The sequence below is a fragment of the Bordetella genomosp. 9 genome, assembly GCF_002261425.1.
In the GTDB taxonomy this organism is placed as follows: Bacteria; Pseudomonadota; Gammaproteobacteria; order Burkholderiales; family Burkholderiaceae_B; genus Bordetella_C.
This window is the reverse complement of sequence record NZ_NEVJ01000003.1, coordinates 635051-659648: the sequence shown is the minus strand read 5'-3', so window position 1 is coordinate 659648 and position 24598 is coordinate 635051. Positions and strand designations below refer to the sequence as shown.

24 protein-coding genes and 1 pseudogene are annotated in these 24598 nt (G+C 68.2%); 14 read left to right on the top strand and 11 right to left on the bottom strand.

Annotation, left to right across the window (positions count from 1 at the left end; genetic code table 11):
* Window positions 1-16: 16 nt before the first annotated feature.
* The 7 genes and pseudogenes from ccoG to CAL26_RS14150 form a co-directional block, all read right to left on the bottom strand.
* Window positions 17-1435: pseudogene (gene ccoG / locus CAL26_RS14180) on the bottom strand (cytochrome c oxidase accessory protein CcoG); the annotation flags it as partial.
* Window positions 1393-2454 carry a cytochrome-c oxidase, cbb3-type subunit III gene (gene ccoP / locus CAL26_RS14175; protein ID WP_094847538.1) on the bottom strand — a complete coding sequence of 354 codons (1062 nt, stop codon included), beginning with the start codon at window positions 2452-2454 and terminating at the stop codon, window positions 1393-1395. The gene ccoP and the pseudogene ccoG, both read right to left, overlap by 43 nt.
* Window positions 2447-2623 carry a cbb3-type cytochrome oxidase subunit 3 gene (locus tag CAL26_RS14170; protein ID WP_094847537.1) on the bottom strand — a complete coding sequence of 59 codons (177 nt, stop codon included), beginning with the start codon at window positions 2621-2623 and terminating at the stop codon, window positions 2447-2449. Before CAL26_RS14170 ends, ccoP begins: the two co-directional genes overlap by 8 nt.
* A gap of 3 nt (window positions 2624-2626) precedes the next feature.
* The gene (gene ccoO, locus CAL26_RS14165) at window positions 2627-3286 is read right to left on the bottom strand and encodes a cytochrome-c oxidase, cbb3-type subunit II (protein WP_094847536.1); all 660 of its coding nucleotides are present in this window, start codon (window positions 3284-3286) and stop codon (window positions 2627-2629) included.
* 10 nt (window positions 3287-3296) lie between these two features.
* Window positions 3297-4781, bottom strand: a complete 1485-nt coding sequence (gene ccoN / locus CAL26_RS14160) for a cytochrome-c oxidase, cbb3-type subunit I (protein ID WP_256988425.1) — start codon at window positions 4779-4781, stop codon at window positions 3297-3299.
* Between the two features lie 131 nt (window positions 4782-4912).
* Window positions 4913-5050, bottom strand: a complete 138-nt coding sequence (gene ccoS, locus CAL26_RS14155) for a cbb3-type cytochrome oxidase assembly protein CcoS (RefSeq protein ID WP_086065060.1) — start codon at window positions 5048-5050, stop codon at window positions 4913-4915.
* A 7-nt stretch (window positions 5051-5057) separates the two neighbouring features.
* Window positions 5058-6101 carry a hypothetical protein gene (locus CAL26_RS14150; protein ID WP_256988424.1) on the bottom strand — a complete coding sequence of 348 codons (1044 nt, stop codon included), beginning with the start codon at window positions 6099-6101 and terminating at the stop codon, window positions 5058-5060.
* Between the two features lie 231 nt (window positions 6102-6332).
* On the opposite strand from CAL26_RS14150, the gene CAL26_RS14145 reads away from it, so the two are divergent.
* The 7 genes from CAL26_RS14145 to CAL26_RS14115 all read left to right on the top strand — a co-directional run bounded on the left by CAL26_RS14145 (window position 6333) and on the right by CAL26_RS14115 (window position 14664).
* On the top strand, window positions 6333-7067 hold the full coding sequence (locus CAL26_RS14145) for a gluconate 2-dehydrogenase subunit 3 family protein (RefSeq protein WP_094847535.1): 735 nt from the start codon (window positions 6333-6335) through the stop codon (window positions 7065-7067).
* A 3-nt stretch (window positions 7068-7070) separates the two neighbouring features.
* Entirely contained in the window at window positions 7071-8846 is a 1776-nt protein-coding gene (locus CAL26_RS14140; protein WP_094847534.1) for a GMC family oxidoreductase, read from the top strand.
* 12 nt (window positions 8847-8858) lie between these two features.
* Window positions 8859-10181: a cytochrome c gene (locus CAL26_RS14135; RefSeq protein ID WP_094847533.1), complete on the top strand. Its 1323-nt coding sequence runs from the start codon at window positions 8859-8861 to the stop codon at window positions 10179-10181.
* Between the two features lie 143 nt (window positions 10182-10324).
* The gene (locus tag CAL26_RS14130) at window positions 10325-11266 is read left to right on the top strand and encodes a LysR family transcriptional regulator (protein WP_094847532.1); all 942 of its coding nucleotides are present in this window, start codon (window positions 10325-10327) and stop codon (window positions 11264-11266) included.
* 100 nt (window positions 11267-11366) lie between these two features.
* A complete protein-coding gene (locus tag CAL26_RS14125; protein ID WP_094847531.1) occupies window positions 11367-12341 on the top strand; it encodes a Bug family tripartite tricarboxylate transporter substrate binding protein in 975 nt (324 codons plus the stop codon).
* A gap of 3 nt (window positions 12342-12344) precedes the next feature.
* Complete coding sequence (locus CAL26_RS14120) at window positions 12345-13700, top strand: MmgE/PrpD family protein (protein ID WP_094847530.1); 1356 nt, start codon at window positions 12345-12347, stop codon at window positions 13698-13700.
* Between the two features lie 52 nt (window positions 13701-13752).
* Entirely contained in the window at window positions 13753-14664 is a 912-nt protein-coding gene (locus tag CAL26_RS14115; protein ID WP_143277432.1) for a polysaccharide deacetylase family protein, read from the top strand.
* Window positions 14665-14693: 29 nt separating this feature from the next.
* Here the strand turns inward: CAL26_RS14115 and CAL26_RS14110 are convergent, their stop codons facing one another.
* The 4 genes from CAL26_RS14110 to CAL26_RS14095 all read right to left on the bottom strand — a co-directional run bounded on the left by CAL26_RS14110 (window position 14694) and on the right by CAL26_RS14095 (window position 18439).
* Complete coding sequence (locus CAL26_RS14110) at window positions 14694-15530, bottom strand: universal stress protein (RefSeq protein WP_094847529.1); 837 nt, start codon at window positions 15528-15530, stop codon at window positions 14694-14696.
* A 59-nt stretch (window positions 15531-15589) separates the two neighbouring features.
* Window positions 15590-16270, bottom strand: coding sequence for a BON domain-containing protein (locus tag CAL26_RS14105; protein ID WP_094847528.1), 681 nt, complete (start codon window positions 16268-16270; stop codon window positions 15590-15592).
* A gap of 142 nt (window positions 16271-16412) precedes the next feature.
* Window positions 16413-17771 (bottom strand): ATP-binding protein, encoded by a 1359-nt coding sequence (locus tag CAL26_RS14100; RefSeq protein ID WP_094847527.1) that lies wholly within the window; start codon window positions 17769-17771, stop codon window positions 16413-16415.
* Complete coding sequence (locus CAL26_RS14095) at window positions 17768-18439, bottom strand: response regulator transcription factor (protein WP_094847526.1); 672 nt, start codon at window positions 18437-18439, stop codon at window positions 17768-17770. Before CAL26_RS14095 ends, CAL26_RS14100 begins: the two co-directional genes overlap by 4 nt.
* 148 nt (window positions 18440-18587) lie before the next feature.
* On the opposite strand from CAL26_RS14095, the gene CAL26_RS14090 reads away from it, so the two are divergent.
* From CAL26_RS14090 to CAL26_RS14060, 7 genes are all read left to right on the top strand, one after another.
* Entirely contained in the window at window positions 18588-19187 is a 600-nt protein-coding gene (locus CAL26_RS14090) for a thermostable hemolysin (protein ID WP_306437096.1), read from the top strand.
* Window positions 19184-20665 carry an AMP-binding protein gene (locus CAL26_RS14085; protein WP_094847524.1) on the top strand — a complete coding sequence of 494 codons (1482 nt, stop codon included), beginning with the start codon at window positions 19184-19186 and terminating at the stop codon, window positions 20663-20665. Before CAL26_RS14090 ends, CAL26_RS14085 begins: the two co-directional genes overlap by 4 nt.
* A gap of 6 nt (window positions 20666-20671) precedes the next feature.
* Window positions 20672-21343: a TenA family transcriptional regulator gene (locus CAL26_RS14080; protein ID WP_094847523.1), complete on the top strand. Its 672-nt coding sequence runs from the start codon at window positions 20672-20674 to the stop codon at window positions 21341-21343.
* Window positions 21340-22155, top strand: coding sequence for an SDR family oxidoreductase (locus CAL26_RS14075; RefSeq protein ID WP_094847522.1), 816 nt, complete (start codon window positions 21340-21342; stop codon window positions 22153-22155). The genes CAL26_RS14080 and CAL26_RS14075 overlap by 4 nt, the downstream gene beginning before the upstream one ends.
* Entirely contained in the window at window positions 22152-22868 is a 717-nt protein-coding gene (locus CAL26_RS14070; RefSeq protein ID WP_256988423.1) for a hypothetical protein, read from the top strand. Before CAL26_RS14075 ends, CAL26_RS14070 begins: the two co-directional genes overlap by 4 nt.
* 141 nt (window positions 22869-23009) lie before the next feature.
* On the top strand, window positions 23010-23501 hold the full coding sequence (locus tag CAL26_RS14065; protein WP_094847521.1) for a sigma-70 family RNA polymerase sigma factor: 492 nt from the start codon (window positions 23010-23012) through the stop codon (window positions 23499-23501).
* A gap of 5 nt (window positions 23502-23506) precedes the next feature.
* Entirely contained in the window at window positions 23507-24526 is a 1020-nt protein-coding gene (locus CAL26_RS14060; RefSeq protein WP_094847520.1) for a FecR domain-containing protein, read from the top strand.
* The last annotated feature ends 72 nt before the right edge of the window (window positions 24527-24598 follow it).

Here is a 24598-nt window from a genome sequence, read left to right as displayed (position 1 = left end):
CTCCCAGGCAAACCCGCTATCGCGGAATGAAAAAACTGGCCGGTTCGTCCGCGCGCACGACCGATCCGTCGGGCGCGGTGCCGGCCGCGTGTATGACGATGCGGTGCGCGCCCGGCTCGGCGGCGGCGCCCGGCGCGCGGGCCACGGCCGCGATCACCTTGTTGTCCAGGGCGTCGACGTGGACGCTGGCCGTGCCATCCGGCGCGGTCACCACGATGCCTTCCATCCCGTCGGCGGACAAGGCTACCTGCAAGGGCAGGTTGGACGTGTTGATGAATTGCAGGCGATAGACGTTTTCCACCATCCCGCCGGCCGCCTCGCGGCCCAGGATGCCGCGATCGCGGATCACGTCCATGCGCAAGGGCTGGCGCAGCCACAGCGCGCCCGCCAAGGCCAGCAGCAGCGCGGCGAGCAGCGTGCCGTACACGGCGGTGCGCGGGCGCAACAGCCGCCGCAGGGCCGCGCCGCGCGATATGCCTTCGGTCATCACGCGTTCCGACGCATAGCGGATCAGGCCGGGCGCATAGTGCATTTTCTTCATGACGTCGCCGCAGGCGTCCACGCAGGCCCCGCAGCCTATGCACATGTATTGCAGGCCGTCGCGGATGTCGATGCCGGTGGGGCACACCTGCACGCACCAGCCGCAATCCACGCAGTCGCCCAGGCCCTGCGCGCGGGCGTCGACCTGCCGCGAACGCCCGCCGCGCGGTTCGCCACGGCCTTGGTCATAGGCCACCACCAGCGTATCGCGGTCGACCATCACGCTCTGGAAGCGGGCGTAGGGGCACATGTACTTGCATACCGATTCGCGCAGGAAGCCCGCGTTGCCCCAGGTCGCCAGGCTGTAGAACACGATCCAGAACCACTGCCAGGGCCCCAGCTGCAGCGTGAACAGGTCATGCGCCAGTTGGCGGATGGGCGCGAAGTAGCCGATGAAGGTGCTGCCGGTCCACCAGGCGATCGCCAGCCACAGCAGGTGCTTGCCGGCCTTGAGCCGCAGCTTGCGCGCCGACCAGGGCGCCTGGTCCAGCCGCTGCCGGGCCGCCCGGTCGCCTTCGATCCTGCGTTCGATCCAGGCGAAGATCTCCGAATACACCGTCTGCGGACAGGCGTAGCCGCAGAACAGCCGGCCCGCCAGGGCGGTGAACAGGAACAGGCCGACGGCGCTGATCAACAGCAGGATGGCCAGGTAGACCATGTCCTGCGGCCACAGCACCAGGCCGAACAGGTAGAAGCGCCGCGCGCCCAGGTCGAACAGCACCGCCTGCCGGCCGTCCCATTGCAGCCAGGGCAGCCCGTAGAACAGGGCCTGGGTCAGGAACACGAAGGCGATGCGCCAGCGCGCGAAGGTCCCGGTGACGGCGCGGGCGTAGATCTTGGCGTCGACGGCGCTCATGGCTTGCCCGACGCCGTGGCGCGGGCAAGGTCGCCGGCGTTACCGGCAGCCGAGGCCGCGCCGCCGCCATTGGCGTTTCCATTGGATTGCCGCCATACCCAGGCGGTCAGGATGCGGATCTGCGCGGGCGTCAGCACGCCTTCCTGCGCCGGCATGCGGCTGTCGCGGCCGTTCAGGATGGTGGCCTCGATGGTGCGCTGCGAACTGCCGTACAGCCAGACGTCGTCGGTCAGGTTGGGCGCGCCCAGCGCCTGGTTGCCCTTGGCGTCGACGCCGTGGCAGGCCACGCAATACGTCGCGTAGGCGTCCTTGCCGTTGAAGATCCGCGAGCGGTCCACGCCCAGCCCCGACAACGACCGTACGTAGTCGGCGAGGTCGGAGGCGGTGCGGGCGTCGATCGTCCCGCTCCACGCCGGCATCACGCCGTGACGGCCCTTGGTGATGGTCTGCAGGATGGTTTCCGGCGCGCCGCCGTACAGCCAATCGCCGTCGGTCAGGTTGGGAAAGCCGGGCGCGCCCTTGGCGTCCGAGCCATGGCATTGGGCGCAGTTGTTCAGGAACAGGCGCTGGCCGATCTCCAGGGCGCGGGAATCGCGCGCGATCTCCGGCACCGGCATGGCCTCGTAGCGCGCGTACAGCGGCCGCGTGGCGGTGTCCTGCGCCTCTTGCTGCCTGCGCACGTCGTCCGCGCTGGTGTATCCCAGCGTGCCGGCGTAATGGCCCAGGCCGGGAAACAGCAGCAGGTAGCCCACCGCGAACAGGCACATCAGCAGATACATCACCGTCCACCAGCGCGGCACGGGATTGTTCAGTTCGGTCAGGTCGCCGTCCCAGACGTGGCCGGTGTCGGCGGGCTGGTAGGCGTCTTTTGCCGCTGGGCCGCCCCGAGGCAAAAGGGCCCCCTCGGGGGGCAGCAAGCCGGAGGCGCGGCGTGGGGGCGCATTACTCCGGCCCAGCCAGCGGCGTTGGGTGTACAGCAGCCACAGGCACCACACGATGCCGACCATGGCGATGATGCCGACGAAATAGCCCCAGAAAGGCGTGGTGAAGTCACTCATGGGGACGTCCTTTGCCGGCTTGCGGGGCGTGGAACTCCTCCGGCAGCGCGAAGGGGATCAGGGCGGATGCGCGGTTGGCGGGCTGGCGGGCGCGCGACCATGCCCACGCGATGATGCCCACGAAGGTCGCCATGGAGAGGGCGGTGATGATTCCGGTCAGGTAGGCCATGGTTCACTTCCCCGTGGACGGCGCAGGCGCCGGTATGTTCTTGCGGGCCGCCAGGCCCAGTCCCTGCAGGTAGGCCACCAGCGCGTCTTCCTCGGTCTTGCCTTCCAGCGCCTTGGGCGCGTCGGCGATGTCCTGGTCGCTGTATGGCACGCCCAGCTGCCGCAGGGCGCGCATGCGGGCCGCGACGTTCTGTCCGGCCAGCGAGGCGGTGCGCAGCCATGGGTAGGCCGGCATGTTCGATTCCGGCACCACGGCGCGCGGATCGCGCAGGTGTTCCCGATGCCAGGCGTCGGAATAGCGTTCGCCCACGCGGGCCAGGTCGGGGCCGGTGCGCTTGGAGCCCCACAGGAAGGGATGGTCGAACACCGATTCGCCGGCCGTCGAATACGGGCCGTAGCGCTGGACTTCGGACTGCAGCATGCGTACCTGCTGCGAGTGGCAGCCGACACAGCCTTCGCGGATGTAGACGTCGCGGCCCATCAGGCGCAGGGGGCTGTAGGGTTCGATGCCCGCTTCGGCCTCGGTGGTGGAGTGCTGGAAGAACAGCGGAATGATCTGCACCAGGCCGGCCATCGACACGACGACGATGGTGGCGATGATCATCAGGCCGATGTTCTTCTCCAGCGTGTGGTGCGAGAAGAAGGATTGCTTACCGGTAGTCATGGTCGGCCTTTCAAGCGGGAGTGGTGGCGACGACGGGCTCGCCGCGCGGCGCCTCGGCGGGCGCCGGGACGGCGTCGGGAATCGCGGGATTCACGGGGGCGGCCGAGCGCACCGTCATCCAGGTATTCCAGGCCATGACCAGCACGCCGCCCAGGAACAGCGTCCCGCCCAGCAGCCGGATCAGGTAATACGGCACGCGCGTCTTCAGTTCCTCGACGAAGCTGTAGACCAGCGTGCCGTCCGGCGCGGTGGCGCGCCACATCAGGCCTTGCTGCACGCCGGCCGTCCACATCGCGGCGATGTACAGCACCACGCCCAGCGTGGCGACCCAGAAGTGCAGTTCGATGGCGCGCACGCTGTACATGCGGTCCCTGCCGTACAGCCGGGGGATCAGGTAGTAGAGCGAGCCGAAGGTGATCATCGCCACCCAGCCCAGGGCGCCGGAATGCACGTGGCCGATGGTCCAGTCGGTGTAGTGCGACAGCGCGTTCACGCTGCGGATCGACATCATCGAGCCTTCGAAGGTGGCCATGCCGTAGAAGGACAGGGCGGTCACCAGGAACTTCAGGATGGGATCGGTGCGCAGCTTGTGCCAGGCGCCCTGCAGGGTCATGATGCCGTTGATCATGCCGCCCCACGACGGCGCCAGCAGGATCAGCGAGAAGGTCATGCCCAGCGACTGCGTCCAGTCCGGCAGCGAGGTGTACAGCAGGTGGTGCGGGCCGGCCCACATATAGGTGAAGGCCAGGGCCCAGAAGTGGATGATGGACAGGCGGTAGGAATAGATGGGACGGCCGGCCTGCTTGGGCACGAAGTAGTACATCATGCCCAGGAAGCTGGTGGTCAGGAAGAAACCCACCGCGTTATGGCCATACCACCACTGCACCATGGCGTCCTGCACGCCGGCGTAGGCCGAATAGGACTTCCACATCGTCACCGGCAGTTCGACGTTGTTGACGATGTGCAGGATGGCGATGGTCAGGATGTAGGCGCCGAAGAACCAGTTGGCCACGTAGATGTGGCGGATCCTGCGCTTGACGATGGTGCCGAAGAACACCACGGCGTAGGCCACCCACACCAGGGTGATCAGGATGTCGATGGGCCATTCGAGTTCGGCGTATTCCTTGCTGCTGGTCAGGCCCATGGGCAGGGTGATCGCGGCCGCCACGATCACGGCCTGCCAGCCCCAGAACGTGAATTCGGCCAGCCAGCCGCAGAACAGCCGCGCCTGACAGGTGCGCTGCACGACGTAGTAGGACGTGGCGAACAGCCCGCAGCCCCCGAAGGCGAAGATCACCGCGTTGGTGTGCAGGGGGCGCAGGCGGCCGTACGTGAGCCAGGCGGTGTCGAAGTTCAGGGACGGCCAAATCAATTGCGCGGCGATCACCACGCCGACGGCCATGCCGACGATGCCCCAGACGATGGTCATCAGCGCGAAGCGCCGCACGACGCCGTAGTTGAAGGTTTCGGCCGTCGCCGCTGGGCTGTCCCTCATGATTTTCTCCCCTGGTTTGCGTTGGCGCCATGATGGTGCAGCGGCAAGCCGGGTCGCTTGACATCGATCAAGCGGAATACGTCACGATGAGCAGGTCGTGCGTGGCGGGGCCTGGCTGTGGCGGGAAAGCGTCACTCGCCGTCCGGCAGCTTGCCCGCCGTGGCATCCGTTTCGTCGTATTGGCCGCTGAGGACGGCCCAGGCCAGGAAGCCGCCGATGGCGGCGACGAACAGCAGCGACAGCGGCAGCAGCAGCAGCAGGATGCTCATGGAACCTTCATCGGACCTTGGCGTAGGCGTCGTCGCGCGCCGGGCCCGCCAAGTCGATCGCGGCGCCGTCAGCTACCGCCGCCCAGGGCGTGGGCGGGGAATCGCCGGGCATCGCGGTGCGCGCCGTCCAGCGCCGGCGCAGCCCCCAGGCGTTCAGGGCCACGGCCAGCGACGACGCCAGCATCGTGAGCGCGGCCAGCCAGGGCGTGACCCAGCCGAAGGCCGCCAGCGGCATCATCAGCAGGTGGAACGCCGCGCTGCCGTACAGGTTCTGCATGGCCTTGCGCGTGGCCAGGGCCTGGATGGCCTGGATGACCGCGAGGTCGGCGTCCCGGTTATCCGGCAGTCCGCCCAGCACGGCGTCCGCGCTGGCCATGACGGATGGCACCGACATCGACATCGCGCAGGGACAGCTGATGACCAGCATGGCGACCGTCACCGGCAGGAAGCGGTCGGCGTCGATCCAGATCCAGGCCACGCCGGTCACGAACGTGGCGGCCAGCTGCAGCGTGCAGAAGAGGGCGGCGCGCCGGTCCGCGTACAGCGTCAGCAGCGAGCGCAGGCGCCGCAGGCGGTCCCGCCGGCCGGCATGACGCGACTGCCGGGCGCACAAGGCCAGGTAGCGCGCGGTCAGCAGGAAGGCGACGAACATCGTCACGGAATCGAAGTAGACGTCGCCCGCGCCGACGACGGTGGCGTGGACGCTGGGCAGGAAAGCGGCGGCCATGCCGACGGCCACCGGCAGGTCCATCCCGACACGGCCCTGCCACAGCCGCAGCGCGGCGCCGCGCCACAGCGGCCAGGCGGAATAGGCCAGCACCGGCACGGTCAGGGCCAGGCTGGTCCAGTTCATCAGGCCGATCGCCCAGTCCAGCGTCGCCAGATTGCCGGCGGCCAGGCCGTCGTGGCGCACATAGGCGGGCCAGGCCAGCATCATGACCTGCATCATGACCAGCCAGGCCAGCCCCAGGCGCAGCAGCGCATGACGACGCGCGCGGCGCGCCGTCGCGGGCAGGCCGGCGGGCAGGGCGAAGATGGAGTATGGACGCATGGCAGGCAGCGTAGGGCGGCAGGGCGGGGCGCGGCTTGACTCAGATCAAGCCTGCGCCGCTTGCCCCCGATCGGGCGCGCTCGCGAACCGCGCTCGCGGACCCCTTTCGCGAACCCGTTAGGACTTTGCAAGGCGTTGTCTGATATAAGTGCCGCATCCGGCTCCGGCGAAAAGCGGCCCGAAGGCTGTTCATAGAGGCTTTTTCGCCGCCGGTTTCCACGGAGAAGCTTCATGACGCAAGAGCGAGAGCCGCGCAGGCGTTTCCTGCAGCAGGTATTGGCCATCGTGCCCGCCTCGACATTGGCCGCGGGTGCCGCGGTCAGCCAGACGGGCTGTACGAATCAGCCGGCGCAGACCGGCACGGCGGCGGACGCGCATCCCCCCAAGCCCTACAGCCCGACGTACTTCACCGATGCGGAATGGAAATTCGTCACGGCCGCGGTGGATCACCTGATCCCCGCAGACCAGTACGGTGCCGGCGCCATCCAGGCAGGTGTTCCGGAATTCATCGACCGGCAGATGGAAACCCCATGGGGCCATGGCCAGCTGTGGTACATGCAGGGCCCGTTTCATCCGGACGTGGTGCCGGAGCTCGGCTACCAGATCAACCAGACGCCGCGCGACGTCTACCGCCACGGCATCGCCGCGTGCGATGCCTGGTGCAAACAGCAGCATGGCAAGGTCTTCGGGGACCTGGACAAGCCGCAGCAGGAACAGATCCTGAAGGATCTGGACGCTGGCAAGATCGCCTTCGACAACGTGCCGTCGCGTACCTTCTTCAACTTCCTGCTTTCCAACACGAAAGAAGGCTATTTCGCGGACCCCATCTACGGCGGAAACAAGCAGATGGCAGGGTGGAAAATGGTGGGTTTCCCGGGCGCCCGGGCGGACTTCGCGGACTGGACCGACCAGCCCAACGTCAAGTACCCGTACGGACCGGTGTCCATCTCCGGCGAAAAGGGCTGAGCCATGGCGATCAAGCGAGATAAAGTCGACGTGGTGCTGGTCGGATTCGGCTGGACCGGCGCAATCATGGGACAGGAGCTGACGGAAGCGGGCCTCAATGTCCTGGCGCTGGAGCGCGGCCCCATGCGGGATACGCCGACGGACGCGCAATATCCGAAGGTGATCGACGAACTGGCGTACTCGATACGCGGCAAGCTTTACCAGGAGCTGGCCAAGGAAACCGTGACGATACGCCACGGGTTGAATGACCTTGCGGTGCCTTATCGGCAGAACGGGTCCTTCCTGCTGGGCAACGGGGTGGGCGGCGCGGGCTTCCATTGGAACGGCATGCACTACCGGGCGCTGCCCGAGGAATTGCAGCTGCGCACGCGCTACGAGGAGCGCTACGGCAAGAAGTTCATCCCGGAGAACATGACGATCCAGGATTTCGGCGTGACCTACGAGGAACTGGAACCGTTCTTTACCCAGTTCGAGTACGTGTGCGGCACGTCGGGCAAGGCGGGCAACCTGCAGGGCAAGATCGTACCTGGAGGCAATCCGCTCGAAGGTCCGCGCAGCAAGGAGTATCCTGTGCCGCCGCTGCCGAACACCCTGGGCGCCCAGCTATTCGAGAAGGCCGCGCGCGATGTCGGCTTCCATCCCTATCCGGCGCCGGCCGCCAATGCATCCGAACCGTACACCAATCCCTATGGCGTGCGCCTGGGGCCCTGTAATTTCTGCGGTTTCTGCGAAAACTACGGCTGCTATATGTACGCCAAGGCGTCGCCGCAGACCACCATCCTGCCCGTCCTGCTGAAGAAACCGAATTTCGAACTGCGTGCGAATTCGCACGTGCTCAAGGTCACGCTGGATTCCTCGGGCAAGAAGGCGACGGGCGTCGTCTACATCGACCCGCAGGGACGGGAAGTCGAGCAGCCCGCCGATCTGGTGATCCTGACCGCGTACCAGATGCACAACGTGCGCCTGCTGCTGCTGTCGGGCATCGGCAAGCCGTACGATCCCGTCACCAACGAAGGTACGGTGGGCAAGAACTACGCGTACCAGAACAACGGCTCGGTCAATGTCCTGCTGCCCAAAGGCACGCAGCTCAATCCCTTCGTCGGCACCGGGGCGGGCGGCGTGTCGATGGACGACCTGAACGGCGACCAGTTCGATCACGGGCCGCTGGGCTTCGTCGGCGGCGCGTCGATCCGGCATATCCGCTATGGCGGCCGGCCCATCGCGCAGACGCCCACCATGCCCGGCGCGCCGCGCTGGGGCAGCGGCTGGAAGGCGGCCGTGCAGGATACCTACCAGCGTTATATGAGCATCGGCATTTCGGGATCGGTGATGTCCTACCGCGATGCCTATCTGTCGCTGGATCCGACCTACAAGGATGCGTTCGGCCAACCGCTGTTGCGCATGACCTTCGACTGGCACGACAACGAGTTCGATACGATCGGCTACCTCGGCAAGCGCATGGAAGAAGTCGCCAAGGCCATGAACCCGGAAAAGCACTTCGTCGCCGTGCGCAAGAAGGGTTCGCACTACGACACCCGCGTCTACCAGAGCACGCACAACACGGGTGGCGCGATCATGGGAACCAATCCCAAGGAAAGCGTGGTCAACCGGTATCTGCAAAGCTGGGACGTTCCCAACGTCTTCGTGATGGGCGCCTGCCTGTTCCCGCAGAACATGGGCTACAACCCGACGGGCGTGGTGGCGGCGCTGGCGTACTGGTCCGCGCATCATATCCGTGAGCAGTATCTGAAGAATCCCGGGCCGCTGGTGCAGGCATAAGGAGGCGTCAACATGATGAAACACCATTTCGTCGCCGCCGCCTTCACCCTGGCGGCCACCCAGGCGTGGGCACAGGCGCCCGCGCCGGGCAATGCCGATGCGCAAATGATCAAGCAAGGCGAGTATCTGTCGCGCGCGGCCGATTGCGTGGCCTGCCATACCGTGCCGGGGGGCAAGCCCTACGCCGGCGGGCTGGCCTTCGAGACACCGATCGGTACGGTGTATTCCAGCAATATCACGCCGGACAAGGACACCGGCATCGGCGGGTACAGCTACGAGGACTTCGACCGCGCCTTGCGCCACGGCGTGGGCAAGGGGACCGGCAACCTGTATCCGGCCATGCCCTATACGTCGTATGCCCATATCCGGCCTGACGACGTCAAGGCCCTGTACGCGTACTTCATGCATGGCGTGGCGCCGGTCAGCCAGCCTGACAAGGACGCGGATATTCCCTGGCCGCTGTCGATGCGCTGGCCCCTGGGCATCTGGCGGGCGATGTTCGCGCCGGACGTCGCCGCCGGGCCGGCGCCCGGCGCCGATGCAGGCGCGGCGGCCGCCGGCGGCGACCAGGTGCTGCGCGGGCGCTATCTGGTGGAGGGCCTGGGCCACTGCGGCGCCTGCCATACCCCGCGCGGCTTCGCACTGCAGGAAAAGGCCGGCACCGACGCCGACGGCACCGAATTCCTGTCCGGCGGCGTCGTGGACGGCTGGCTGGCGAAAGACCTGCGCGGCGACGTCAACAGCGGGCTGGGCGGGTGGAGCAGGGAAGATATCGTCGCGTTCCTGAAGAGCGGCCGCAATGCGCATTCCGCCGCCTTCGGCGGCATGGCGCAGGTGGTGCGGGACAGCACGCAGTACATGAGCGACGCCGATCTGAACGCCATCGCGGCCTATCTGAAGACGCTGAAGCCGGCCGATAAGGAAGGACAGACCAAGCTCGCCTACAACGCCGCAACGGGCCAGGCTTTGCGCACCGGCGGCGACAAGAGCGACGGCGCCATCAATTTCCTGAACAACTGCGCGGCCTGCCACCGCAGCAGCGGCAAGGGCTATGCGGAGACTTTCCCGCAGCTGGCGCAGAGCTCGACGGTATTGAGCAAGGATCCCACTTCCTTGATCCATCTGGTGCTCAAGGGCGCGCAGATGCCGGGGACGAGCGCGGCGCCCACGGCGTACGCGATGCCGGGCTTCGACTATCGCCTGACCGACGCTGAAGTCGCCTCGGTCGTGACCTTCGTGCGCAACAGCTGGGGCAATCAGGCGCCCGCCGTCAACGCCGACCAGGTCGCCAAGGTGCGCAAGGCCGTGGCGGCGCAGCCCGCGCCGGTGCGATAAGGCCGGGCAGGGGCGGCTCGGTGCAGTCAACGCCGGCCCGCTTCTGCTAGGATCGGGCTCCCCGACCGCAGCCCGGCGGGTCTGGCACGAGGCGCATCGCGGAGCCCGTGCCGTATGCGTCCACCCGCGCCGGAGCACCGTCCATGGAGCTGCGCCAGATCCGCTATTTCGTCAGGGTGGTCGAAGTCGGCAGCATGAGCCGCGCGGCCGCGGATCTGGGTGTCGTCCAGTCGGCGCTCAGTCAGCAGATCAGCCGCCTGGAAGGCGAGTTGAGCGTGCGCCTGCTGACCCGCACCCGGCGCGGCATCACCGCGACCCAGGCCGGGCTGGCTTTCCTGCCGGAAGCCAGGCTGATCCTGCGCCACGCCGAGCAGGCGCGTCGGGCGGCGCAACTGGCGCGCTTGAGCGGCACGGCCAGCGTGGGCCTGGCGCCGACCACGGCGTCGGTGCTGGCGCTGCCCTTCATGCGGGCCATGCGCGAGCGCTACCCGGATGTGCGCCTGCACATGGTGGAAAGCCTGTCCGGCCACCTGGCCGATATGCTGGAACGCCGGCAGCTGGATTTCGCCATCCTGTTCAACGTCGACGTTTCCGCCAAGTGGAACGTCCAGCCCCTGATCGAGGAAAAACTGTTCCTGGTGCAATCCACGCGCAATGGCCTCACCCATGCCGCGGGACCGATCACGCAAATGTCCGCCTTGAAGGACATACCCATGATCCTGCCGACGGAATCGCACGGCCTGCGCAACAAGATCGACGCCGCCTTCCAGCGGGCCGGCGTCAAACCGATGGTGGTGGCCGAAATCGATTCGCTGACCATGTTGATGGAGTCGGTCGACGCGGGCCTGGGCGCCACCATCCAGCCCAGCGCGGCGGTGCGGCGCTACCCCGATGCGGCGGAACGCTTCACGCTCAGCGAGATCGACGACCTGCAGAACCGCCACGTCAACGTCCTGTGCAGCCTGGCCGACGACGAGCTGTCGCCGGCGGCCCTGTGCACCCGCCTGGTGCTGACCCACTGCGTGCGCACCCTGGTGCAGGACGCGCGCTGGCCGGACGCCTGCCTGTCCGATCAGTTTTCGTGATGGCCCTATACGAAACACAGACTGTCCAAGCGCTTGCCGTCTAGTTAGAGTGCCCCACATCCGCGGCGTCAGGATCGCGGAGCTTCGACAAGGGGATGTCATGAAACGCACGTTTATCGCGGGGTGGGCGGTGCTCGCCTGCCTGCTCACCGGGTCCGGCGGCGCGATCGCCCAGGAATGGCCGGCGCGGCCGATCCGCATGGTGGTGCCGTTCGCGGCCGGGGGCTCGGTGGACGTCACCGCGCGCATCCTCGCCAAGGGCCTGGGGCCGCGGCTGGGCCAGGCGATCGTGGTGGAGAACCGCGCCGGGGCCGCCGGGTTTCCGGGCACGCAGAGCGTGGTCAAGTCGGCGCCGGACGGCTACAGCATCGTGATGGCCAGCGCCGGCATCATCTCCATCGGGCCCTATCTATACAAGAACATGCCCTTCGACCCCATCAAGGACCTGGCCCCGATCACGCCGGTGGTCGATGGCGTCAACGTCCTGGTGGTGCGTCCCGACAACCCGGCGGCCACGGTTCCGGCCTTCATCGACATGGCCAAGGGCAAGCCCGGCAAGCTCAATTTCGGCTCGTCCGGCGTGGGCGCGTCCGATGACATGGCGACCCAGCTTTTCATGTCCTTGACGGGTACCCGCATGACCAACATTCCCTACAAGGGCGGCGGTCCGGCCATGGTGGACCTGATCGCCGGCAACACCGACTTCATGTTCTCGGCGGTGGCGCCGGCGGTGGCCCAGATCAAGGCCGGCCATCTGCGCGCGCTGGGCGTCACGTCTTCCCAGCGCCTGGAGGTCCTGCCCGACGTGCCGACGATCGCCCAGGCCGGCGTGCCGGGCTACGAGTCGGTGGCCTGGTATGGCCTGTTCGCGCCGGTCGGAACGCCGCCCGCGGTGATCGACCGGATAAACAAGGAAACGGCGGAAGTGCTGAAAGACCCGGAAGTGCGCCGGCAACTGATCGATGCCGGCCTGCTGCCGCACACCAGCACGCCCGGCGAGTTCGCCGCCTATATCGCCGGCGATTCGAAGAAATGGGCCGAGGTCATCAAGGCCAACGGCATCAAGGTGGAGTAGGGGATGGCGCGGCACTACCTGGACAGGCTGGCGGATTTCATCTGCGATGCGCGCCTGGCGGACCTGGACGCGTCCACGTTGCGGCATGGCCGCTGGGTGATCGCCGATACGCTGCCCGTGGTGGCGTCCGGCATGCAGCTGCCGGAGATGCGGGCGTTCGCCGACGCCCACCTGGCGCAGGCCGGGGCCGGGCGCGCCTGGGTATTGGGCACGGGCCGGCGCGCCGCCCCGCTGGACGCGGGCCTGCTGAACGGCAGCGCCGGCTGTTGGCAGGAGCTGGACGAAGGCAACCAGTTCGCCAAGGGACATCCCGGCATCCAGGTGGTGCCGGCCGCCCTGGCCGTGGCGCAGGAGACCGGGGCATCCGGCGCCGAGCTGCTGCTGGCCACCATCCTGGGCTACGAGGTATCGTCGCGCATCAGCCGCGCGGCCGATATGCGCCTGAGCATCCATCCGCACGGCACCTATGGCGTGATCGGCGCGGCGGTCGCGGTGGGCCGGCTGCGCGGCCTGCCGGCGGCCCGGATGCGCGAGCTGATCAGCATGTCCGCCACCATGGGCATGGCCACCAGCCGCAACACGCTGCTGGAAGGCTCCACGGTGCGCAACATCTACTCGGGCCATTCCGCCTATATGGGGCAGATCGCCGTGCAGATGGCGCAGGCGGGCTTCAAGGGGGAGATGGACGGCGTGCGCTCGGTGTACGGCGGCGGCGTGGTCTCGGACCGCTATGACGAGGCCCGCGTGATGGAAGGACTCGGGACGGAATGGCTGATGGAGATGGGCTACTTCAAGCTGCATCCCACGGGCCGCTACGTGCACAGCGCGATCGACGCGCTGGAAGACGCGCTGGCGCGGGCGGGCGGCCCCATCGACCCGTCCGCCATCGAACGCATCGACGTCAAGGCCTACAAGCTGGCGGCGATGCTGAACGGCAAGGACATCACCACCAGTTTCGGCGGACGGTTTTCGGTGCCGTACGCGCTGGCCACCATCCTGCACCACGGCCAGTCGGGGCTGGCGTCGTTCGACGACGCCGCCGTGGCCAATCCCGCGGTCCAGGCCCTGGTCCGGCGCGTCTTCGTGGAGGAAGACACCGGCTACACGGCGGAGTATCCTGGGCGGCAGCGCTGCGACGTCACCCTGCACCTGGCGGGCAGGGGCGCCGTCACGGGCCGTTGCGAGATGACCAAGGGCGAGCGCGAGCGGCCCCACACCGAGCAGGAGCTGCGGGGAAAGTTCATGGCGCTGGGCCAGCCGATCTGGGGCCAGGCCACGACGCAACGCCTGTACGAGGCATGCATGCGGATCGAGCAGATCGCCGATATCGGCGAGTTTTCGGCCGGGCTCGCGTTGTGAGTCCGCTTTCCAACCGACGCAATGTCGCAATGACGCAAGGCGGACCCTACCCATGCTGAAAACCCACGGACGCTACGACTACTCGGCTATCGCGCATCGCCCGGACTACAGCTTTCCCGACGGCAAGCGGCTGGCCGTGCACCTGTCGCTGAACGTGGAGCATTTCGCCTTCGGCGAAGGCCTGGGCAACGACTACGGCGCGCCGCAGGCGCAGCCTAATACGCGCAGCTATGCCTGGCGCGACTATGGCAACCGGGTCGGCGCCTGGCGCCTGCTGGAATTCGCCGACAAGTACGAGCTGCCGCTGGAGCTGCTGGTGAATACCGAGCTCTACGACTACTGCCCCAAGATGATCGCGGCCTTTCGCGCGCGCGGCGACGAGATCGTCGGCCATGGACGCACCAATTCCGAACGCCAGGGCGACATGGGCTACGAAGAGGAGCGCGCCGTCATCCAGGAAGCCACCGCGGCCATCGAAAGGCACGAGGGCCGCAAGCCCATGGGGTGGCTGGCGCCCTACATTTCGCAGACGCACGATTCGCTGGACCTGCTCAAGGAAGCCGGTTACCGCTACATGATGGACTGGCCGCTGGACGACCAGCCGGTGTGGTTCGCCACCCGGCATGGCCGCATCCTGGCGGTGCCGTATTCCCACGACCTGAACGATTCGCTGGAGGCCGTGACGCGCCGCACGCCGTCGCAGCTGTTCTGCGAGAACCTGCTCGACCAGTTCGACGAGATGCTGGAAGAATCCCAGCGCCGGCCCCTGGTCATGAGCATCGTCCTGCACAGTTTCATCCTGGGGCAGCCGCATCGGCTGCGCCAGTTCCGCTATGTGATCGAGCACATCATGGAGCAGCGCGACCAGGTCTGGCTGGCCAGGGCCGGGGAGATCTGCGGCTTCATCGAGTCGCTGCCGGACGGCATCGTGCCCGGCAGCGCGGGATACGCCGATCGCGAGTAGGCGCGCGGATGCCGCGCGGCCCGCGGGTTTCAGTGCGAGAACAGCACCGGCACGGTCATCGCGTCCAGCATGTCCCGGGAAGCGCCGCCCAGCACCCATTCGCGCATCCGGCTGTGTCCGTAGAGCCCCATGACGATCAGGTCGCAGCTGTGGTCGGACGCGGCGTTCAGGATGGCGTTGCCGTAGCCCAGCCCGGCGGTTTCGCGCGTCAGTAACCGGGGCTCGGCGTAGCCCTGGGCGCGGAACCAGGCCTGCAGGTCGCCCGGGACCGTGGCGCGGTCGCGCATGGCGTCCGAATCGGTGTCCAGCGTCAGTACGCAGACTTCTTCCGCACGCGCCAGGAATGGCGCGGCGTCCGCGAGGGCGCGCGCCGCTTCGCGCCCGCCGTCCCAGCACACCAGGATCCGGTTGCCGATGCTGACGTATTCGCCGGCGTAGGGCACCACCAGCACCGGCCGGCCGGCGTTCATGATGACGTTCTCCACCATGTAGGGGTCGACGATGGAGTCGGTCTCGCGTTCATGGGCCTGGCTCAGCACCAGCAGGTCCGCGCAACGGGCGTGCAGGGGCAGGACTTCGTCGGGGCGGCCGCCGGGGTAGCGCCACTGCGCCGGGACGCCGCGATCGGCCACGCCACGCTCGAACTGCCGGTGGCAGCTGTCGTGCTCCTGCCTGGCCTGCTGCTGCATGACCTCGTACGCCGCGCTGGGAATGATGCTTTCGCCGTAGGGATAATGCACCCACGTGTAGTCGACGTAGATGCCCAGCAGCTCCGCTTCGAAGCGCTGCGCGAGCGCCAGCGCGGCGGCGGTGCGGCCCGCGCAGGCCTGGTCTTTTTCGATGTGCAGGGCGATGCGTTTCAACATGATGGTTCTCGCTTGTCATTGATCGCGGGCAAAGGGTGCCTGGCACCCGGACCCGCACGTCAAACTTCGGGATGGGCGCGGATGACCAGATTGTTTTCCACGCCTTGTATGCCCGGCACCGACCAGCATGCGCGCTCGGCGGCGGACTTCTCGTGCCAGGTCGATACGTGTCCTTCCAGCACGGCCGTGTCGCCGCGCAGGGTGACGTGGATGCCCGCGGCCTCGACTTCGGCATCGCGGCGCAGCGCGGCTTCGATGACGTGCTGCACGTTGTCCGGGCGTATGCGGCGCTGCAGCTCGATATGGTTGGTGATGCCCGTCACGCCGGACAGCTTGCGCACGGCCATTTCCGCGGCCATGCGCTGGAAGTGCCATGGCACCTGGCCGTCGAGCGTGACCCAGCCGTGCTGCACCGTCACCTGGATATTGTCTTCGGGGATGCCGGCGCTCCATTTGATGATGGATAGCGCGCGTTCGGCGATCTGGTCGTCGTCCAACTGCTTGTCCGCCGCATGGCGGACGGCGATTTCCTGGGCGATGCCATGCACGCCGCGCACCTTGCGCACGATGCGCTCGATGTCGAATTTTTCCGTGTAGTTCGCGACGGCGCCGGACAGCGTGACGATGCCGTCCCGCGCGCTGACGCCGACGTGCGCGGCGTCCACCGCGGGGTCGGCCGCCATCGCGTCGATCACGTGCTGGCGCAACTCGTCGTCGCGCGCCTTGCGGTCCTGGTCCATGGTGTGCTCCACAGTAGGAACGTAAGGGTTTCGGTCGAAACCCTGCATTCATACTCGCGCCGTGGAGGCGTCCCCGCGTTGACATGGGTCAAGCGTTGCGCGATGTGCCGGGGTAGGGGCGCTCGTGACGTTCTGGCCGGGTTCAACTGCCCCGCAGTATCGTGAGGCGCAAGCCCGGCCCCAGATCGCTGTCGGCGCCGCGCATCTCGAAGCGCAGCGCCAGTCCGTGGTTCTGGGCGATGCGGCGGACGATGGACACGCCCAGGCCGCTGCCCGATTCCTCGTTGCCCGCCGCGCGCAGGAAACGGTTGCCGATGCGCGGCAACAGGTCGGGCGGGATGCCCGGCCCCTGGTCGTCGACCAGGATGCGCGACGCGGTGAACGTCACGCGCACCCGTGAATGCCGGGGGCCGTAGCGCACGGCATTGTCCAGGACGTTGCGCAGCATGATGACCAGCGCGTCGGAATCGCCGGCGATGGGCAGCGGCGCCTGGCCGTCCGCGGGCCATTCCACGTCGATGTCGACGTCGCGGCGGTTGGCGATCCACAGGCAATCGCCGACCGCCTGTTCGGCGACGCAGCGCCAGTCGATGGCCGCGCCGAAGCCCACGTGCCGGTTGCTGTCCAGCCGCGCCATGGTGAGCAGCTGGGCGACCAGCCGGTCCAGCCGTTCCAGCCCGCGGGTGACGCTGGCCTGCACCTCGCGCCGTTGGGCGGGATCGTCGGTGCGCCGCGCCACGTCCCACTGCGCGCGCAGCGCGGCCAGCGGCGTGCGCAGCTCGTGCGCGGCGTCCGCCGTCAGCCGGCGTTCCTGGTCGATGAGCGTGGAGACGCGCGCCAGCAGGCCGTTCATGGCCTGCACCAGGACGCGCAGCTCCGCCGGCGTATCGTCCAGGGGCAGCGGCGTATCGTCATCGGGAGCGCGCCGTTCCAGGCGCCCGGACAGCTCGCGCACCGGCCGTATGGCGCGCCGCACCGCGTACACGAGCAGGCCGATGAGCACCGGCAGGCTCAACAGCCAGGGCAGGGCCTGGCTGGTCAGGTAGGCCACAGCCAGTTCGTCGCGCTCCCCCTTGCGCTGGCCCACCGCCACGCGAGTGCCGGACGCCGGGTCGTTCAGATAGAACAGCCGCCACGGCGTATCGTCGATGCGGCTTTCGAAGAAACCTTCCGCCGTCCCGTGGCGGTCGAACTGCCGGGCCTCCGGATCCAGCGACAGCGGCTCGCCGGCATCGCGCCAGATCGCCACGGCCCAATCGCGCAGCCCGGCGTCGCCCAGGTCGTCGGGCAGCCTGGTCTGCAAGGGATCGGCCGGCAGTGCCGCGTCCGCGGGCAGCAGGCGCGCCACCGCCAGCGTCTGCTGCGCCAGGCGCAGCATGTCGGTGTCGTACAGCTCGTTGATCTCGTGTTCCGCCCGCCAGTAGGTGGCGGCCACGGTCAGCACCCAGGCCAGCGGCGCGGCCAGCAATACGGCGACGATCAGTCTCTGCTGCAGCGTCATGGCTGGACTTCCACCTGGCCCAGCGCGTATCCCGACCCGCGCAGCGTGCGGATGATCTTGGGATGGATTTTCTTGCGGACGTGGTGGACATAGACGTCCAGCGCATTGCTTTCGACGTCGGCGTCCCAGTCGTAGAGTTTTTCGCGGATGAAGTCGCGGGTCAGCACGCGATTCGGATGCGTCAGGAACAATTCCAGCAGCAAGGCTTCGCGCGACGACAGATCGATCCGGCGTCCTTGCCAATACACCTCGTGCGATGCCGGGTGGTATTCCAGGTCGCCATGCCGCCAGACCGGTTCGGGCTTGCCCGCGCCGCGGCGCGTCACCGCGCGCAGCCGCGCCGCCAGTTCGTCCAGCGCGATCGGCTTGAGCAGGTAGTCGTCGGCGCCCGCGTCCAGGCCGCCGATACGGCTTTCGATGGCGTCGCGCGCCGTCAGCACGATGATGGGCAGGCTGTGTCCGGCACGGCGCCAGCGTGTCAGCAGGGCCATGCCGTCTTCGCCGGGCAGGCCCAGATCCAGCACCACCGCGTCGTACTTGACGAATTGCAGGGCGTGGTCCGCATCCTTGCCGCTGGTAAACCAGTCGACCGCGTAGCCCAACAACCCCAGGCCCTTTTTTACGCCGTCACCGAGGAGGGGGTCATCTTCGATGATGAGGATTCTCATTCATGTTCCTTGCACCGCAACGCGGCCCAGCTTAGCACCGGCGGGCCGTTAATTTCCGATTAATGTTGGGGTCCTATGCTGCGCCGCATCGCATTGGAAACCAAACATGCATTGTCTGGAATTATTGATGCCGCAGCCCAGGGGACCGGTGTCCTCGATACCTTGGCCGGCAGGGGAAAGCGGGCATCAGCCCCTGCTGCAAGTGCATCCTGAGCACGATCCCGTGCGCCACCAGGTCGAATCGTATATCGCGCAACGCTATCGCCAGCGCTATGGCGCGCAGCTGAAGGAGTGGCTGCCGGTCCTGGTCAGCCTGCAGGCCGACGGCCAGATCCTGGCCGCCGCGGGCTACCGTCCGGCCAGCCAGGCCTTGTTCCTGGAGCGCTACCTGTCCGCCCCCGTCGAAAAATACATCCGCCGGGACGGCGTGCCGGTCAGCCGCGGGCGCATCGTCGAAGTCGGGCATTTCGCCGCCATGCGCCCGGGCGCGGGCCGCCGGCTGGTCCCCTTGCTCGCGGACCATCTGCATCGGCAGGGGTATGAATGGGCGGTCAGCACGCTGACGGCGGAGCTGCACCATCTGTTCGCCCGCATGGGTCTGGCGCATCGATCCTTGGGCATCGCCAGCGCGGCGCGCCTGGACGAAACGGAGCGCCAGGACTGGGGCGACTACTACGCCCACGGTCCCGAAGTCTTCGCCGGCCATCTGCGCACCATCCTGCAACGATTCGGGGAGCAGCCCGCATGAGCGCGCTGGAGTTTCTCGAACTATTGCGCGAGCCGGGCCGCGCGTCCATGACGGCGCTCGAAACGCCGGAGGGGCCGGTCTGCTATGCCGCCTTGAATCGCCGTGTCGCGTCATTGGCCGACGCCTTGGCGGCGACCGGCGTGGGCGCCGTGGCGTCGCTGATGGACAACGGCGCCGAGTGGATCGTGCACGACCTGGCCTGCATGCGCGCCGGCGTCGTGCATCTGCCGGTGCCCTTGTTCTTCACGCCGGAGCAGATCGCCGCCACCCTGGCCGCCGCGGGCGTTGGCGCGGTGGTGGCTGGCGTTGCAATGCGGCCCGCGCTGGCCAGCCTGGCGCTGGGCGACCCGCAAGCCTTGTCGCCGGCGCTGGACCTGTATCGGCGCGACATCCCGCAGGTCGCGCTGCATGCGGGCACCGCGAAAATCACCTTTACGTCCGGATCGACGGGCACGCCCAAGGGCGTGTGCCTGGCGGCGCGCAACATGCTGGACGTCGCGGCCAGCCTGGTCCGGGCCACCGAGTTCCTGGGCATACGCTGCCATCTGATCGCGCTGCCGCTCCCCATCCTGCTGGAGAACATCGCCGGCGTCTACGCGCCGCTGATGCAGGGCGCCGCGATCGCCGTGCGAGCCTTGGGCGAGGTCGGCATGAAGGGTTCGTCGGGCTTCGACCCGGACGCCTTCCACAATGCGCTGCGCGACAGCGGCGCGCAGAGCGTCATCGTGCTGCCGCAGATGCTGCGGGCCTACGCGGGCTGGCTGCGCGCGACGCAGGCGCCGGCGCCGGCGAGCCTGCGTTTCATGGCCGTGGGCGGCGCCGCGGTGGGCGCGGAACTGCTGGCGCAAGCGCGCGCCGTGGGCCTGCCCGCCTACGAAGGCTATGGCCTGTCGGAGGCCTGTTCGGTGCAGACCCTGAACCTGCCCGGCGCCGACCGCGCGGGATCGGCCGGACGGCCGCTGCCGCATGCGCGCCTGCGCGTCGCCGCCGACGGCGAGATCGAGGTCGGGGGTACGCATGCCCTGGGCTATCTGGGCCACGCGCCCTGGTCGGACGCATGGATGCCCACCGGCGATCTGGGCCATATCGACGCCGACGGTTACCTGCACGTCAGCGGCCGCAAGAAGAACGTCCTGATCACCGGCTTCGGCCGCAATGTGTCGCCGGAATGGGTGGAGCTGCATCTGGCCAGCCAGGCCGGGATCGCCCAGGCCGTGGTCCTGGGAGAAGGGCAGTCGGCCCTGGGCGCCGTGGTCTGGCCGCTGCCGGGCGCCGATGACGAGACCATCCAGGCCGGCGTCGAACGCGCCAACCAGCGCCTGCCCGATTACGCCCGCATCGGCGTGTGGGTACGCGCCCGCGCCGAGTTCACCGCCGCCGCTGGCATGGCGACGCCCAACGGCCGTCCGCGGCGCGAGGCGATCGCGGCGCGGCACGGCGATATTTTCCTCAGCACCCATTTCCCCCCTTCGCCCTGATCCATCATGTCCTTTTTCGAAACGCTGGTCGCCGACACCCAGGCAAGCCGCGCATCGCTGGTGCAGACCCCGATCATCCAGGACTGCCTGCGCGGCCAGGTCGCGCTGCCGTCCTACGTCGCCTTCCTGCGCGAGGCCTATCACCATGTACGCCACACGGTGCCCCTGATGCACGCCTGCCGGGCCCGGATGCCGGACCGCCTGGCCTGGATGCACGACGCCCTGGACGAATACATCGAAGAAGAAACGGGCCATGACGAATGGATCCTGAACGACCTGCGCGCGCTGGGCCAGGATGCCGACGCGGTACGCCGCGCGGGCCCCGGTCCGGATACCGAAGTCATGGTGGCCTACGCCTACGACACCATCGCGCGCAACAACCCGGTGGGATTCTTCGGCATGGTGCACGTGCTGGAAGGCACCAGCGTGGCGCTCGCCCTGAACGCCGCCGACCGCATCCAGCAGACGCTGGCCCTGCCGCCGGCCGCCTTCAGCTATCTGCGTTCGCATGGCACGCTGGACCAGGAACATACGCGCCACTTCGCCGACCTGATGGATCGCCTGGACGATGCCGGCGACCAGGCGGCCGTGCTGCACGCCGCCCACATGTTTTATCGGCTTTACGGCGCCATCTTCCGCGGCCTGCCGCGTGTCCCGGTTATGGAGGCCGCGCAATGAAGCCCGGCGAAGCATCCGTGGTGCTGACCGGCGCCGCCGGCGGCCTGGGCAGCGCGATCGCGCGCCGCCTGCTGGACGACGGCGCGCGCGTGCTGCTGGTCGGCCGCACGGCCGAGCCGCTGCTCGCGCTGGCGCATGCGCTGGCCACCGGCTCTTTCGATCGATGGCGCGTCGACGCGCTGGTGGTGGACATCACGACCGAACACGGCCGTGCCGCCCTGATCGACGCGGCGGCGGCCCGCGAGGCCAACATGCTCATCAACAACGCCGCCGCGCCGGCCTTCGGCCGCGCCCAGGACCTGCGGCCGGAAGACGCGCAACGCGTGGTCGACACCAACATCGTCGCCCCCATGCTGCTGATCGCGGGCATGCTGCCGCAACTGCTGGCGTGCAAGCGCGCGCAGATCGTCAACATAGGCTCGACGCTGGGCAGCCTGGGCATACCCGGGTTTTCCGCCTACGGCGCCAGCAAGGCGGCCCTGCGCGTCTATACCGAATCGCTGCGCCGCGAGCTCGCGGACACGCAGGTGCGCGTCCAGTACTACGCGCCGCGCGCGATCGCGACTTCGTTCAATGCGCCGGAAGTGCTGGCTTTCAACCAGGCGACCGGCTCGCGCAGCGACTCGCCGGACGCGGTGGCGCGCGACCTGATGCGCATGCTGCGCGACGAATCGCCGCAACGCTTCGTCGGCGCCGTCGAAGCGCTGGCCGTGCGCCTGAACGGACTTTTCCCGAAATGGATGGATGGGGCGTTTACCAAGCACAGGCGCGCCCTGAAACCGTCCGCCTTACCCCCTGGAGCATCTTCATGAATCGAGTTTCCACCTTCGCGGCGCGCCACGCGGAGCGCCACGGGCAGCACCGTCTGGCGCGCCTGGCCGGCTGGGCGGCCGCGCTGCTGACGGCCGCCGCCCTGGCGCTGGGCATTTCGGCCCGGGCCCACGCCGAGCCCGCGGACCTGGACCAGGGCATCCATGCCCTGCAGACCGAATGGGCGGTCATCCAGTACAAGACGCCGGAGGACCAGCGCGCCGCGAAGTTCGAGGCGCTGTCCAAGCAGGCCCATACGCTGACCGCTCGTTACAACGGCCGCGCCGAGCCGCTGATCTGGGAAGGCATCATCACGAGCTCCTGGGCCGGCGCGAAGGGCGGACTGGGGGCCCTGGACCTGGCCAAGCAGGCCAAGGCCGACTACGAGGCGGCGATCCAGATCAACAGCAAGGCGCTGGAAGGCTCGGCGCTCAACAGCCTGGGCGTCCTGTACTACAAGGTGCCCGGTTGGCCCATCGGCTTCGGCGACAACAAAAAGGCCGAGGCGCTGCTGCAGCAGGCCCTGACGATCAATCCGGACGGCATCGATCCGAACTACTTCTATGCCGACTACCTCGTCTACCGCAATCGCAAGTCCGAGGCGATTCCGTACCTGGAAAAGGCGCTGAAGGCGCCGCCCCGGCCCGGCCGCGAAGTGGCGGACGACGGCAGAAGGGCGGACATCCAGGCCCTCCTGGCCAAGATCCGTTCCTGAGCGGGGAGCGGTGGACCGGGTTCTCGCTGACCAAATAAGAATAATTCTTGGTATCATCGCCGGATTCGTCGATGGTTGCCTGTCCCTGCCAGCGCGCTATCGCTTTTTCCCGCCTGTTGCGCGCTGCCGGGGCGATCGACCATGTCCACCGCTGCACTACGAGTCCTCTACGAAGACAACCATGACTGGCTTTGCCTGTGGTTGCGGCGGCGGCTGGACTGCGGCGACGAAGCGGCCGACCTGGCCCATGACACCTTCCTGAGGCTGCTGCGCAAGCCGGAGGACATGCCCGGCCTGCGCGAACCGCGGGCCTACCTGACCACCGTCGCGCGCGGCCTGTTGAACGATCACTGGCGGCGCCGCTCGCTGGAGCGTGCCTGGCTGGACGCCGTGGCGGCGCTGCCGGCGGAAGCCGCCGTGTCGCCGGAGGCGCTGCTTTCCATGCGCCAGGCCCTGCATCAGCTCGATGCCCTGCTGGCCGGGCTGGCGCCGCAGGCGCGCAATGTCTTCGTGCTTTCACAGCTGGAAGGCCTGAGCTATGCGCGGATCGCCGCGCGGCTGGGCATCAGCGAACGCACGGTCAAGCGCTACATGGCACAGGGCTTCGAACTGTGCCTGACCCTGATGGACTGAGCGCCGTGCCGACCTCCCAACCTTCGGCCGGGCTGGACGGCGCGGTGGTGCGCGAAGCGGCGCGCTGGCTGGTGCGCCTGCATTCCGGCCAGGCCGGCCCGGACGACTACGCCGCTCTCGAGCGCTGGCGCCGCATGGACGCGCGTCATGAAGCGGCGTGGCAGCGTGCGGAACGCCTGAGCCGCCAGTTCGGCGCGCTGCCGCCCGGCCTGGGCGTGCCGGTGCTGACGCGGTCGACGGCCGACCGGCAGGCGCGGGTCAACCGCCGCGCGGTGATGAAGACGCTGCTGGTCCTGGGCACGGCGCTGCCGGCCGCCTGGCTGGTCTACCGCGACGCGCCGCTGCTCGGCGGGGCGGACGACTTCCGTACCGCGGTGGGCGGCAACCGCCAGGTCGTGCTCGCCGACGGCAGCCAGGTCCAATTGAACACGGCGACCAGCGTCGCGGTGCGATACACGCCGGACACGCGCCTCGTGCTGCTGCGGCGCGGCGAGATCTACGTGATGACGGCCCCGGACGTGGATGGCCGGTCGCGGCCATTCCTGGTCGATACCGGCCAGGCCAGCCTGCGGGCCCTGGGCACGCGCTTCGAGGTGCGGCAACTGGACGATGAGACCTGCCTGCGCGTGCTGGAACATCGCGTGGAAGTCACGCTGCGTGCGGATGGCGCGCGCAGGATCGTCGAGGCGGGCGAATCGCTGCGATTCACCGCCGGCGAATTCCGCGCCGGGCGGGGTACGCCGCGAGATAGTACGGTCCGGGGCGGGCAGGGCGGCGACGCGCCCGCCTGGACCCGCGGCGTGCTGGAAGCGGACAACATGCGGCTGGACGCCTTCCTGGCCGAGCTGTCGCGCTATCGGTCCGGCGTGGTCCGCTGCGACCCGGACGTCGCCGGGCTGCGGGTGTCCGGCGTATTCCGGCTCGCCGACACGGACAACGTACTGGCGGTGGTGGGCCAGACGCTGCCCGTGCGCATCGTCCGCCGCACGCCGTACTGGGTCACGGTAACCGGCCGGCCGGGCTGAATGCCACCCAGGTGCCCGGCCGCGCGTGCGGTTTCAATTGGTTTCAACTTCCATCGAGGGCGCCTGTCACTT